Below are 12505 nucleotides of genomic sequence, written 5' to 3'. Positions count from 1 at the left end.
GCTTTTTTGTTGCTCGATTTGTCTCCAACGGTAATACACAGTGTCTTAAATGCTCTAATCCCCCGTCGTGTCTTACAGAAGAATCTTCTCTCTCATGGATTTCAAACAGCTCTGGCTCAACGCCCAAGACCTCTGGGGTACCCTCGAACAGCACCCGCTCCTGCACGCCGGCCTGGCTTTGATTCTGCTGCTGGTGATCGCGCTCATCCTCGGACGAGTGGCGCGCTACCTGATCCTGCACGCCAGCCGCATGCTCGGTCGCCAGCCCGCGCTGCACTGGATCAACGACTTTCGGCATAACAAGGTCTTTCAGCGTCTGGCGCAGATGACGCCGTCGCTGGTGATCCAGTTCGGCCTGCACCTGGTGCCGGAGCTGAGCAAGACCGCCACAGTGTTCCTCGGCAACGTGGCGCTGGCGTTCACCATTCTGTTCCTGCTACTGTCGGTCAGCGCGTTGCTCAACGCCCTGCTGGATATCTACGCACGCACCGAACACGCACGCACCCGCTCGATCAAGGGTTATGTGCAACTGGCGAAAATGGTTCTGTACGTGTTCGGCGCGATCATCATCGTCGCTACCCTGATCGACCGTTCGCCGCTGTTGCTGCTGTCGGGTCTGGGTGCAATGTCGGCGGTGATCCTGCTGGTCTACAAGGACACCCTGCTGTCATTCGTCGCCAGCGTGCAACTGACCAGCAACGACATGCTGCGGGTCGGCGACTGGATCGAAATGCCGCAGGTCGGCGCCGATGGCGATGTGGTGGATATCACGCTGCACACGGTCAAGGTGCAGAACTTCGACAAGACCATCGTCTCGATCCCGACCTGGCGCCTGATGTCCGAGTCGTTCAGAAACTGGCGCGGCATGCAGCAGTCGGGTGGGCGACGGATCAAACGCAGCCTGTTCATCGACGCCAGCGGTGTGCGCTTCATCCGCGACGATGAAGAAGAAAAACTCTCCCAGGTGCACCTGCTGACCGCGTACATGGGCCGCAAGAAAGCCGAGCTCAAGGCCTGGAACGAAGCGCAGGGCAACGTCGCGGCAATGTCGGCCAACCGCCGGCGCATGACCAACATCGGCACCTTCCGCGCCTACGCGCTGGCCTATCTGAAGAGTCATCCGGAGATCCAGCCGAACATGACCTGCATGGTCCGCCAAATGCAGACCACGGCCCAGGGCATTCCGCTGGAAATCTACTGCTTTACCACCACCACGGTGTGGGCCGATTACGAGCGGATCCAGGGGGATATCTTCGATTACCTGCTGGCGGTGCTGCCGGAGTTTGGATTGAGCCTCTATCAGCAGCCGAGCGGCGGGGATTTGCGTTCCGGGATATTGCCGGCAGTCCTTGGCGCAAGCCACACTCCACAAGCCGAAAAACATCTGATGTAAAGCCACAAAACCTGTGGGAGCGAGCTTGCTCGCGATGAGGGAGTATCAGTCACTTCATCACTGACTGAACCACCGCCTTCGCGAGCAAGTCGAATCGTCGCACCGTCGCTCCCACAAGTACTGCATCTATTTCGAAATGCCGACTTGTCAGGCCTGCCGTTGCGGTGCCTTGTGCACCATGGTGTAGGCGTAATCGACGCCCATGCCGTACGCGCCGCTGTGTTCCAGCACCAGGTCCATCACCGCTTGATAAGTGTCTTTGTGCGCCCAGTCACGCTGGTACTCGAGCAACACTTGCTGCCAAGTCACCGGCACTGCACCGGCCTGAATCATCCGCTGTACCGACATGTCATGAGCTTCTTTGGTGGTACCGCCGGACGCGTCGGTGACGATGTACACCTCGTAACCTTCGGCCAGGGCTTCCAGGGCCGGGAAGGTCAGGCAGACCTCGGTCCACAACGCGGCGATGATCAGCTTCTTGCGCCCGGTGGCCTTCACGGCGTCAACCAGCGCCTTGTCTTCCCAGGAGTTCATCGAGGTGCGCTCGATCGGCTTCTGCTCCGGGTGTACCGCCAGCAGTTCAGGCCAGATGTAGCCGCTGAAGCTTTCGGTTTCGACCGAGGTGTAGATGGTCGGTACGTTGAAGATCTTCGCTGCCTTGGCCAGGCCGACGGTGTTGTTCTTCAAGGTCTGACGGTCGATCGACTGCACGCCGAAAGCCATTTGTGGCTGGTGGTCGATCAGGATCAGGGCGGAGTTGGTTGGGTTGAGCAGTTCACGGATAGACATGGCGCGTTCCTTTTGATGTCGATTCAAAGTTTCGATTGGGTATTGGGTGAGTCGAGGCGTTTTGCCGTCTTCGGCGTTGTTGTCTCGGCTTGGATGTCACTTTAGGGGCTAGCCGATAAAGGGACAATTACCTAAAATCGAGAATCATTGATTCTAAAAAAGGGACAATCATGGATCGCATCGAATGCATGCGCGCCTTCGTAGTGACGGTCGGCGAGAACGGCTTCGCGGCCGCCGCCCGGGCCATGGACGTGCCCCGCTCGAAAGTCAGCAAACAGATTCAGGCGCTGGAAGAAGCCATCGGCGTGCAGCTGCTGCAACGCACCACCCGCAGCCTGCACTTGACCGAGGCTGGTGCCGAGTATTTCGAAGCAGCGCGGGAAGTGATTGCGGCACTGGACGAGGCCGAGCAGCGGGCGCGGGACGGGGTGGGTGAGTTGCGCGGCGTACTGCGCGTAAACGCACCGATGTCGTTCGGCCTGCGGCGACTGGGCAAGCTGATTCCGCTGTTCCACGAACAGCACCCGAACATCGAGCTGCAACTGGTGCTCAGCGACCAGCAGGTCGATCCGGTGCGCGGCGGGTTCGATGTGACGATCCGCATTGCGAGCATGCCCGACTCGACCATGATCGCCCGGCAACTGGCGCCGGCCCCACGCATCATGGTCGCCTCCCCCGCTTATCTCGAACGTGCGGGCACACCGCAGACACCGCAGGATCTGCGCTCACATCAATGCTTGAACTACGGTTATCTGCAAAGCGGCGTCAGCCTGCAACTGTGCAACGGCAAGGAGACCCAGCGCGTCAACGTCACCGGGCCGCTGCACGCCAACAACGGCGACTTGCTGGCGCAAGCGGCCGAGGCCGGCATGGGCATTGCGCTGCTGCCGGACTTCATCGTCGAAGAAGCGCTGGCGGCCGGGCGACTGGTGCCGGTGCTGTGCGAATGGCAAGCTCCGGCGATCACCATCAACGCGGTGTATTCGTCTGCGCGGCGGGTGCCGCAGAAGACGCGCGCGTTTATCGAGTTTCTGGTGGGGCAACTGGCGCCGAAATAATACCGGCAGGGTTTCTGAACATCACATACAGGGGCTCGAAGCCCGAGCCCTGAGGGAAAACCACCACATAGTCATCAAATCGAGCAGTTACCGAATCGCTGATTGTCTCCAGCACAGGCACTGGACTCGAGCGCAGAAATCCCAGCCGCGGCTCCCTTGCATCGTAAGGTGCCGGGGACGTTTCGAGTGTTTCGAGAGGGCACCAGTTTACGGTCAGCAGCCCGGCTTCATCAGTGGTGAAAGAGTAGGCTCGCACATGTTCATTCCATAACGCACCGCGCACTCGCACATGAGATAACGATTGGTTTGATGCCAGTGTCACCTGATGCAGCGTCTTGATCTCCCTAATACCTCGGTGCATGGTTTTCGCGGGAACGGTGTAACTTCCGCTGCTCATTCTGAAGGGCATCGCAACGGTTCCTGCCGTCACCGCCAGTTGCTGCCAATCCAGCCCCTCAAGCGGAAGGAATTCGGCCAAAGGAACGCATACGCCATACCAGCCCACCTCGGCTCTGCTGGAAAAGTCGAACTGCAGCACCGCTGCATGTTGACGCCGAGTGGCCTCTGCGCCCGAACTGACTTGCCAGGTCAAGTCTGCCACGACTGAACGAATGGACTTTTGCAGTTCGATTCGATGCTCTTCCAGTGATCCTGACAAAGCACCGTCGAGCATGATCGCCGGGCGTGCGTTAGCGTGCGCGAGTGGTGCAAACAGGTTTACTGGCAACCGCAGCGACCCGACTCCCTGATTACGCTGCTCGATCAGACATGCCTGCGCAGTCGTCAACAATGACTCTGCTTCAATTTGAGCCACTGACAAACGCTGATAGAGATCATTTGACCTAGCCGAAAAGCGGTCGCCCGTGGTACTGACTTGCAGGGCAATATTTTGCCATTGCCCCTGCTCTGAACGAGCGAACGTCACGTCACGCTGGGCACTCTCTCTTCGGAACTGAATACGCATTTTCCACGAGCCATATCGAGCCACGGCGGCACGCGAGTCGGCTTCCGCAACTTCCAGAGCACGAATATCCGCCTCTCTTTCAAGGAGATCCAACTGGGCACTTTGCCTCTCGCGCATCTGCCGGATTCGTTGTTGCAGTAAAACAAGAGAGGCCTCTGCAGTCTGTTCTGCTGCAGCCAGTTCCGCGTTCATTTTTTGAACATCCACCAGACTCTGGGCAAGACGCTGCTGCGCCCAGTTCGTTGTCACTGGAGGACTTGCAACGTTGGCCAGAGCCTGCCCTTTGAATATGGCTCGCCCCTGTTGGTGATGCCACGCCTTAAGGTATTCGACAACGGACTCGGATGAGTTGGGATTCGAAGTATCCTCCGGATAGAACAGCAGATCGGCCCCTTTGGCGTGACCTGAAATCTGATCGAAATGATTGATCAACCGGTCGTGGTCGACTTTTGCCAGATCAACTGCCCAGATCCGGTCAACCAATGCCTTGAACTCGGTTTCTGTATATTCATTGAGAGCGGGTTTCAGCTTCATACATTTAAACTTCCTTGTTTTTTGCACGTCGCCATGGATGACATCCAGAAAGGTGTCACCCATGAAGGCTCATTTGATATGAAATTACTCTGGTTTGAATCCAGGCTTGTTATTGAGTGCGCGCCACTCCTTCACTTCTTTCAGGATGCCTTCGGGGCTGTCTTCACGTCCCTCCTTGGGATAGAAGATGACGTCCGAGCGGTCGGGGTGTTCGGTGACTAGCTCGAAATGAGCGACAAGTTTGTCCAGATGGGCCTCTAACGCTACCCCCTCTAACCCGCTGGGAAAGTGCACGAATCCTTGTAGAAAAGATAAAAACTCGGCTTCGGTGTAGTACTCAAATTTATCTTTAAATTTCATTTCCTTTTTTCTCCTGGTGCAGTTGTATGTGTCGCCGTGGCGTCATCACCAAAATATTGTCGATCCCATAAACCTCACCTCCGCTTATAACTTCCACATCATGATGAAGTTCAAACGTCTTTCTTCCTCCTCTCTGATCTGCAACCGGTGGGAAAGGAGCAATGCCGGCCTGCATTCGCCTCAAATTGTGATCAGAAAACTGAAAGCTGAGATCTGAATCAGCAGCCACAGCCCTCCAAAACGCCTCTCTGAACCGATGAAAATTGGCAAACTCCTTCCCTCTCAACTGATCGGCAATCTGCACAGGAATTGACGCCCCCACAGTTCTCGCCGCCTCCCCCAACCAAACTCCGGTAACCGTTTTTCCGATTCCCGTCGCAACCCCCGGATCATCCCTTCGATCCAGAAACAGCACATCCGGCGAAGGCAGCTCCATATCCCCCGGGAACCCCGGAATACTCGCACCCGCCTGCCCTTCATCAACAGCCGGAAACGTCTCGTTTGCCGGTAGGATCGGGATGAGCGGGTTGCCGGGATAAGCCGTGGGGGTCGAGGGGGAAATCGGTGTGGTGGTCGGCCCGAGGTGTTCGCTGCCCGGTGGCACCAGAGGGGTCCAGGTTCCAATGCCCACCGGGGGAATCGGCCATGGCTGGACCGCAGGTAGAACGCCACGTCGTCCGTGGGCACTTTGCGGCGTGACGATGCTGACCCGGTCGAGATTGAACGGGTTCTCGCCGACTGACGCATCGTTCTGAAAGCGCAGTTCGAACTCCCGGCGTTCACCCACCCAGGTACTTTTCGGCGCATAAGGGGCGAAGCCTTGCTCGACGCGTTTTTTGTTGACCTCATCGAACTGGCTGGTGAGTGCCGATTGCTCACCCAATGTCCGCCACAGCGCGTCGCCAAATGCGCCGAACGACTGAATCTCCCGCCCGCGCAACTGGTCGCCGATCTGACTGGGAATGGCTGCACCCGTGCTGCGGCTGGCCGTGTTCCACCAGTCAGCCTTGGCGGGTTGCCCCTTGCCGGTGACGACGCCCGCGCCCAACGGTGGCAGGTTGAAGGACAGGTACATCGGCGCCGAACCCGGCACGCAGATGATGCAGTCCTGAATGCGCAGGTCGACGCCCTTCGGCAAGTCCTGAACAACCGGTGGCAGCAGCGCTATCCGGCCCTGGCTCGGAACCTCTTTGGTGATGCTGGCATCCGGCGTGAACTGCAGGTGTCGGGCCGGTGAGCCTGGGACTTCTGCGGTGTAGTTGCCCGTCAGCGGATCAAGCACCGCGTTGATGACCGGCACACTGGCGCTGATCTCTTTACCAGTGGTGACGGCGATGACGGCGGTACCTTGTGGTACGGCCTCGGGTTTGAGCCGATAAGGCATCTCCACTGATCCGCCGGTGTCAGCAATCGAGCGCAGCGCTTGCTCATCAGAAAGCCCCAGCGCCTGGGCAGGTACGGCGACAGACTGAAACAATCGTCGTCGCTGCTCCGGTGTCAGTTCTCCATCGCCCAGCGTTGGCGAGTACACCATCCCGGCGACGAACACCGTGAGCGGCTTGGGAGCCAGAGTCGCAAGGGAAGAAAGGGAAAGATGTCTGACCGCTTGCTGTACAGCAGCCTCGATGATTTTGCCCGTTTGCTGTGCAGCGCCCTCAATGATCTTGCCCGCTTGTTGGGCAGCGCCCTCAATGATCTTGCCCGCTTGTTGGGCCGCCTGCGCCCCGGCGTTCGTCAACACCATCGCGCCGTGCGTCATCGACGACATCGGAACGGTCAGCGTATTGGCCTGCCGGGTTCGACTTACCCGCGCATCTTCATCAGCCTGTTGCTTGAATCGAACCCGTGCCTCGCGTTGCGCAGCGTATTGGCGCTGAGCCTCCCAAACCGCTTCCCTTGCACGCCAGACCACGGTCTGCTCGGCGTGATGTCTGGCCATTGCTGCGGACTTTTCCCGCAGGGCATGGATCTGCGAGGTGAGTAATCGCGCCTCATGGGCGGCGGTGTAAGCGCTTTCCCAGATCCGGAGGCCGTCGTCGAGCGCCTGGCCGAACTGGCCGAGTCGTGTCAGATAGTCATGGGACGAGCGCGTCAGCGGGTCATGACCATCAAAGGAAAGGGCTGCCGCGTTCTTTGCATCGAGTTCCGCGGATTTGCGGGCGAGCAGCCCGTCGATTTCGCCTTTTTCCTTTGTGATCAGGTAAAGCTGCCAACGCTCACTGTCATCGCTGTTCGGTGGCCTGCGCGAAGCGAGGACTTCTTGCTCCAGTGACGTCGAGAGTTGAGCGGCCCTTTCGGCAAAACGACGATCGACTTCGGCCCTGATGGCGTCATGTCGCTGCGCCAATCCCGCCAGGAACTGCATCAGCGCTTGATGGCGCGCCTGTTCCTGAACCTGCGTGGCGGCTGCCTGAGCCTGTGCCGCTTCGGCTTGTGCCTTGGCTGCTGCCTCAGCCTGCTCTTTTTGTTTTTTTTGAAGTGCCTCGGCTTTGGCTTTGGCCTTTGCCTTCTGCTTCTTCTTGCTGACCTTGCCGAAGCCGCCCGATACCCCGCCACCGCCGCCAAAACCACCGCCCGATCCGTCACTCGAAGCGGGCGGCCCGGTTCGGATGACGACGCTTCCCGACGTTCCATCGTTGAAATTGTTCTGTGCCATACAGTCACTCCTTGTCTGTAGGGCACAGCGTGTCGATCAAGCAGTAGTCAGGTGCGGTACATAGTTATCGCGGTGGAAATAATGGGTGGAATGACAATTCAGCCAATGACTTGCGGCTTGCGAATCCCCAACCGGCTGATCCACACCGCCGCCAGAATCACGCTGCCACCGAGGAACAACCGACCCAGCTCCTCATGCTGATTCCAGATCAACAGGTTCAGCAGCAAGCCCACCGGCACGTGCAGGTTGTTCATCACCGCCAGGGTGCCGCCGTTGACCAGGCATGCACCCTTGTTCCACCAGTACAAACCGAGTGCGGTCGAGACCAGGCCAAGGAACAGCAACACGCCCCATTGAAGCGGTGCTTCCGGCAGGAAGTTGGATTTGCCGAACAGCAGGAACGCCGGCAATGCCACCGCCAATGCGCCGAGGTAGAAGAAGCCGAAGCGCCGGTAGTGCGGCAGATCGCTCGGATGTTTCGCCACCAGATGTTTGTACAGCACCTGCCCGGCGGCGTAGGTGAAGTTGGCCAGTTGCAGCAGCAGAAAGCCCATGAAGAAGTCCGGGTTGATCCGGTCGTAGCGAATCACCGCCGCGCCCGCCACCGCCACCAGTGCGGCGATCAGCGCCCACGGGTTGAAGCGACGGTTGAGCGCATCTTCGATCAGCGTCACATGCAGCGGCGTGAGGATGGTGAACAGCAACACTTCCGGCACCGTCAGTACGCGGAAGCTCAAATACAGGCAGACGTAGGTCACGCCGAACTGCAACGCGCCGATCAGCAGCATGCCGCGCATGAACGCCGGCTCCACCGAGCGCCAGCGCGTCAGCGGGATGAACACCAGCCCGGCCAGCACCACCCGCACCAGTACCGCGAAGTAACTGTCGACATGACCGGCCAGGTATTCGCCGATCAGACTGAAGGAAAACGCCTGGATCAGCGTGACAAAAAGTAGATAGCCCATGCTCGCCTCGATTTCGAATGGCGGCGACGATAGCGGTTTTTGCTTCTGATCGCGAACCCTCAGACAACGGTGGCCCCTGTGGGCGCGGGCTTGCTCCCACAGGGGATGTGCTGCGTTGCAAAAAATCCCGGGCAAAAAAAAGCCCGATCTCGCTAAAGCGTTCAATCGGGCTAGAGCACTCAGGAGCAACAAGTGCAAAGGGAGGTTCGATGCGCGTAGAGCCTTGAAGGGGTTGCGCCAGGTCACTAAAACAATCGGCGATTATCTGGCGATTAACTTATCAAGCGACCTGAGACAGTTTGGCATTGGCCTGGTTGAGGCCTTTCTCCTGGAAGTCGCCGCCCAGGTTCATGCCTTCGGCGTGGATGAAGGTCACGTCGTGGATGCCGATGAAACCCATCACCTGACGCAGGTACGGTTCCTGATGATCCGCCGGGCCGCCGGCGTAGATCCCGCCGCGGGCGGTCAGCACGTAGGCACGCTTGCCGCTGAGCAGGCCTTGCGGGCCGGTTTCGGTGTACTTGAAGGTCACACCGGCACGCAGCACGTGGTCGAGCCAGGCTTTCAGGGTGCTTGGAATCGCGAAGTTGTACATCGGCGCGGCCATCACCAGCACGTCGGCGGCGAGCAATTCATCGGTCAATTCGTTGGAACGGTCCAGCGAAGATTGCTCGCTGTCGTTGCGTTGCTCGGCGGATTTCATCCAGCCGCCCAGCAGGTTGATGTCCAGGTGCGGCACCGGGTTCACGGCGAGGTCACGAACGGTGATCTGATCGGCCGGATGCGCCGCTTTCCACTGACTGATGAAGGTCTGGGTCAGTTGACGGGAAACCGAATCTTGCTGGCGGGCACTGCTTTCGATGATCAGAACGCGGGACATGTTGTGTAGCCTCCATCCGAGAATGTTGTAAGTCGATGGAGTGAAGGTTAAACAGAGTCATATCGATGAAAAAGCGCAAATAATTGCTGCAAAGCATCGAAAAATTCGTTTAGATGCGAGCCATACCCTGTGGGAGCTCGCCCCCACAGGGACCGTGACGCTATTTCGGGGTGCAGCTCAACTTGATGCGCAGCTTGATGATGGTCCGGGTGAACTTGGCCGTGGCGTTCTTGTGCTTGCCCGCGGCCACGTCGATGTTGCGGGTGCGCGGCGCTTCCGGACCGTTGGTGAACACCACCTTGCAGGTCGCGTCGACGTCGCCGTAGTTGTTGACCTGGATGGAGCCGATGTCGCTATCGGTGTCGAACGCGTTGTAGTCGATCTTCAGGCCGTTGAGATCCTTTTCCACATCGATCGGGTACGCGAACGCAGTCAGCGGAAGCAGCGCCAGCAACACACAACAGAATTTTTTCATTCGGCAGTCTCCATGAGGGACCGCCAGCTTAGGACAAGAGGAGCTATTGATGAAAGCGCCCCGCGTGACCCTTGATCAATGGCGAACGTTGCAGGCCGTGGTCGACCACGGCGGATTCGCCCAGGCCGCCGAGGCTCTGCACCGCTCGCAATCGTCGGTCAGTTACACCGTCGCCCGCATGCAGGATCAGCTCGGCGTGCCGCTGTTGCGCATTGATGGCCGCAAGGCTGTGCTGACCGAAGCCGGCGGCGTGTTGCTGCGCCGCTCGCGACAACTGGTGAAACAGGCCAGCCAGCTGGAAGACCTCGCCCACCACATGGAACAGGGTTGGGAGGCCGAAGTGCGGCTGGTGGTCGATGCCGCCTATCCGAGCGCCCGCATCGTGCGCGCGTTGACCGCTTTCATGCCGCAGAGTCGCGGCTGTCGCGTGCGTCTGCGTGAAGAAGTGTTGTCGGGTGTCGAGGAAGTGCTGCTCGAAGGTGTCGCCGATCTGGCCATCACCGGACTGAGCATTCCCGGTTACCTCGGCGCAGAGTTGAGCGATGTCGAGTTTGTCGCCGTCGCCCATCCTGATCATGCGCTGCATCGGCTCAACCGCGAGCTGAATTTCCAGGACCTGGAAACCCAGATGCAAGTGGTCATTCGCGACTCCGGCCGCCAGCAACCCCGGGACGTCGGCTGGCTGGGCGCCGAGCAACGCTGGACCGTCGGCAGCCTCGCCACCGCAGCGACATTCGTCAGCAGTGGCCTGGGTTTCGCATGGCTGCCACGACACATGATCGAGCGGGAACTGAAAGACGGCTCACTCAAGCTGCTACCGTTGGACAGAGGCGGCAATCGCAACTCCAGTTTCTATCTGTATTCGAACAAGGACAAACCCTTGGGTCCGGCGACGCAAATCCTTATCGAACTGCTGCGTACCTTCGACACCATGCCGCTGGACGCACCGTTCGCCGCCCCCGAACAAGCCTGACACGGAGTTCACCGATGGCGTATTTCGAGCATGAAGGTTGCAACCTGCACTACGAGGAATATGGCCACGGCGATCCGTTGCTGCTGGTTCACGGTCTGGGCTCCAGCACCCTGGACTGGGAAATGCAGATTCCCGCGCTGGCCGCGCACTACCGGGTGATCGTCCCGGACGTGCGCGGTCACGGTCGCTCCGACAAACCCCGCGAGCGCTACAGCATCGCCGGTTTCAGCGCCGACATCGTCGCCCTGATCGAGCATTTGAAGCTCGGCCCGGTGCATTACGCCGGGCTGTCCATGGGCGGCATGATCGGCTTCCAGTTCGCTGTCGATCAGCCGCAGATGCTCAAGAGCCTGACCATCGTCAACAGTGCGCCTGAGGTCAAAGTGCGCAGCCGCGACGATTACTGGCAATGGTTCAAACGCTGGAGCCTGATGCGTGTGCTCAGCCTCGCCACCATCGGCAAGGCCCTTGGCGCCAAGCTGTTCCCCAAACCGGAGCAGGCCGATTTGCGCCAGAAGATGGCAGAACGCTGGGCAAAGAACGACAAACGTGCTTATCTCGCCAGCTTCGATGCGATTGTCGGCTGGGGGGTCCAGGAACGACTTTCCCGGGTCACCTGTCCAACCCTCGTCGTCAGCGCCGACCGGGACTACACCCCCGTTTCGCTGAAAGAAACCTATGTCAGACTGCTGCCCGATGCGCGGCTGGTGGTGATCGCCGATTCGCGCCACGCCACTCCGCTCGATCAGCCCGAACGCTTCAATCAAACGCTGCTGGAGTTCCTCGCCACAGCCGATAACCACCCTCAGGATCACTGACCCATGCTGAAAAAACTCGCCCTCGCCGCCGGCACCGTGCTGTTTGCTGCCAACCTGATGGCTGCCACGCCGGCCAAGGCGCCACACGTCGAACTGGTGACCACCAACGGCACCATCGAAATCGAGCTGGACCCGGTCAAGGCGCCGATCAGCACCAAGAACTTTCTCGATTACGTCGACAGCGGTTTCTACACCAACACCATTTTCCATCGCGTGATCCCGGGCTTCATGGCCCAGGGCGGCGGCTTCACCCAGCAGATGCAGCAGAAAGAAACCAAGGCCCCGATCAAGAACGAGGCCAGCAACGGCCTGCACAACGTTCGCGGCACCCTGTCGATGGCCCGTACTTCAGATCCGAATTCGGCCACCAGCCAGTTCTTCATCAACGTCGCCGACAACGCCTTCCTCGATCCGGGCCGTGACGCCGGTTACGCGGTGTTCGCCAAAGTGGTCAAGGGCATGGACGTGGTCGACATCATCGTCAACTCCCAGACCACCACCAAACAGGGCATGCAAAACGTGCCGGTCGACCCTGTGATCATCAAGTCGGCCAAGCGCATCGACTAAGCTTTACAGGGCATATCGAGCGGCGCTGACCTGATGTCACGCCGCTCACACTGATAAAAGGAGAGCCCGTGCT

At 59.2% G+C, this 12505-nt stretch carries 12 protein-coding genes; 5 read left to right on the top strand and 7 right to left on the bottom strand.

The features are described 5' to 3' along the window. The first annotated feature begins 94 nt into the window (after positions 1 to 94). Positions 95 to 1393 carry a mechanosensitive ion channel family protein gene (locus I5961_RS07280; protein WP_085700655.1) on the top strand — a complete coding sequence of 433 codons (1299 nt, stop codon included), beginning with the start codon at positions 95 to 97 and terminating at the stop codon, positions 1391 to 1393. A gap of 147 nt (positions 1394 to 1540) precedes the next feature. Here I5961_RS07280 and I5961_RS07275 read toward each other — a convergent pair whose 3' ends face one another. Then, positions 1541 to 2182 (bottom strand): hydrolase, encoded by a 642-nt coding sequence (locus I5961_RS07275; RefSeq protein WP_007956548.1) that lies wholly within the window; start codon positions 2180 to 2182, stop codon positions 1541 to 1543. A 170-nt stretch (positions 2183 to 2352) separates the two neighbouring features. On the opposite strand from I5961_RS07275, the gene I5961_RS07270 reads away from it, so the two are divergent. Then, a complete protein-coding gene (locus I5961_RS07270; protein ID WP_085703793.1) occupies positions 2353 to 3240 on the top strand; it encodes a LysR family transcriptional regulator in 888 nt (295 codons plus the stop codon). On the opposite strand, the gene I5961_RS07265 is transcribed toward I5961_RS07270, so the two are convergent. The 6 genes from I5961_RS07265 to I5961_RS07240 all read right to left on the bottom strand — a co-directional run bounded on the left by I5961_RS07265 (position 3203) and on the right by I5961_RS07240 (position 10074). Then, positions 3203 to 4801, bottom strand: a complete 1599-nt coding sequence (locus I5961_RS07265) for a bacteriocin immunity protein (RefSeq protein WP_227234766.1) — start codon at positions 4799 to 4801, stop codon at positions 3203 to 3205. The genes I5961_RS07270 and I5961_RS07265 overlap by 38 nt on opposite strands. 21 nt (positions 4802 to 4822) lie before the next feature. After that, positions 4823 to 5098, bottom strand: coding sequence for a bacteriocin immunity protein (locus tag I5961_RS07260; protein WP_085703794.1), 276 nt, complete (start codon positions 5096 to 5098; stop codon positions 4823 to 4825). Next, positions 5088 to 7754, bottom strand: coding sequence for an S-type pyocin domain-containing protein (locus I5961_RS07255; RefSeq protein ID WP_227234764.1), 2667 nt, complete (start codon positions 7752 to 7754; stop codon positions 5088 to 5090). The genes I5961_RS07260 and I5961_RS07255 overlap by 11 nt, the downstream gene beginning before the upstream one ends. A 98-nt stretch (positions 7755 to 7852) precedes the next feature. Continuing rightward, entirely contained in the window at positions 7853 to 8719 is an 867-nt protein-coding gene (locus I5961_RS07250; RefSeq protein ID WP_085700651.1) for a carboxylate/amino acid/amine transporter, read from the bottom strand. Between the two features lie 280 nt (positions 8720 to 8999). Continuing rightward, the gene (locus I5961_RS07245; protein WP_007956545.1) at positions 9000 to 9599 is read right to left on the bottom strand and encodes an FMN-dependent NADH-azoreductase; all 600 of its coding nucleotides are present in this window, start codon (positions 9597 to 9599) and stop codon (positions 9000 to 9002) included. Positions 9600 to 9759: 160 nt separating this feature from the next. Then, positions 9760 to 10074 carry a 3-phosphoglycerate kinase gene (locus I5961_RS07240; protein ID WP_085700650.1) on the bottom strand — a complete coding sequence of 105 codons (315 nt, stop codon included), beginning with the start codon at positions 10072 to 10074 and terminating at the stop codon, positions 9760 to 9762. Positions 10075 to 10123: 49 nt separating this feature from the next. Here I5961_RS07240 and I5961_RS07235 point away from each other — a divergent pair, with 49 nt between their 5' ends. The 3 genes from I5961_RS07235 to I5961_RS07225 are packed head-to-tail and all read left to right on the top strand — an operon-like array spanning position 10124 to position 12432. Continuing rightward, the gene (locus I5961_RS07235; protein ID WP_085700649.1) at positions 10124 to 11047 is read left to right on the top strand and encodes a LysR family transcriptional regulator; all 924 of its coding nucleotides are present in this window, start codon (positions 10124 to 10126) and stop codon (positions 11045 to 11047) included. Positions 11048 to 11061: 14 nt separating this feature from the next. Next, positions 11062 to 11865, top strand: a complete 804-nt coding sequence (locus I5961_RS07230) for an alpha/beta fold hydrolase (RefSeq protein ID WP_085700648.1) — start codon at positions 11062 to 11064, stop codon at positions 11863 to 11865. A gap of 3 nt (positions 11866 to 11868) precedes the next feature. Continuing rightward, on the top strand, positions 11869 to 12432 hold the full coding sequence (locus tag I5961_RS07225) for a peptidylprolyl isomerase (protein WP_085700647.1): 564 nt from the start codon (positions 11869 to 11871) through the stop codon (positions 12430 to 12432). Positions 12433 to 12505 lie beyond the last annotated feature (73 nt).

This window comes from Pseudomonas sp. IAC-BECa141, from assembly GCF_020544405.1.
Classification (GTDB): Bacteria; Pseudomonadota; Gammaproteobacteria; order Pseudomonadales; family Pseudomonadaceae; genus Aquipseudomonas.
Note: the sequence above shows the minus strand (reverse complement) of the source record. Positions and strands in the feature narration are given on the sequence as shown.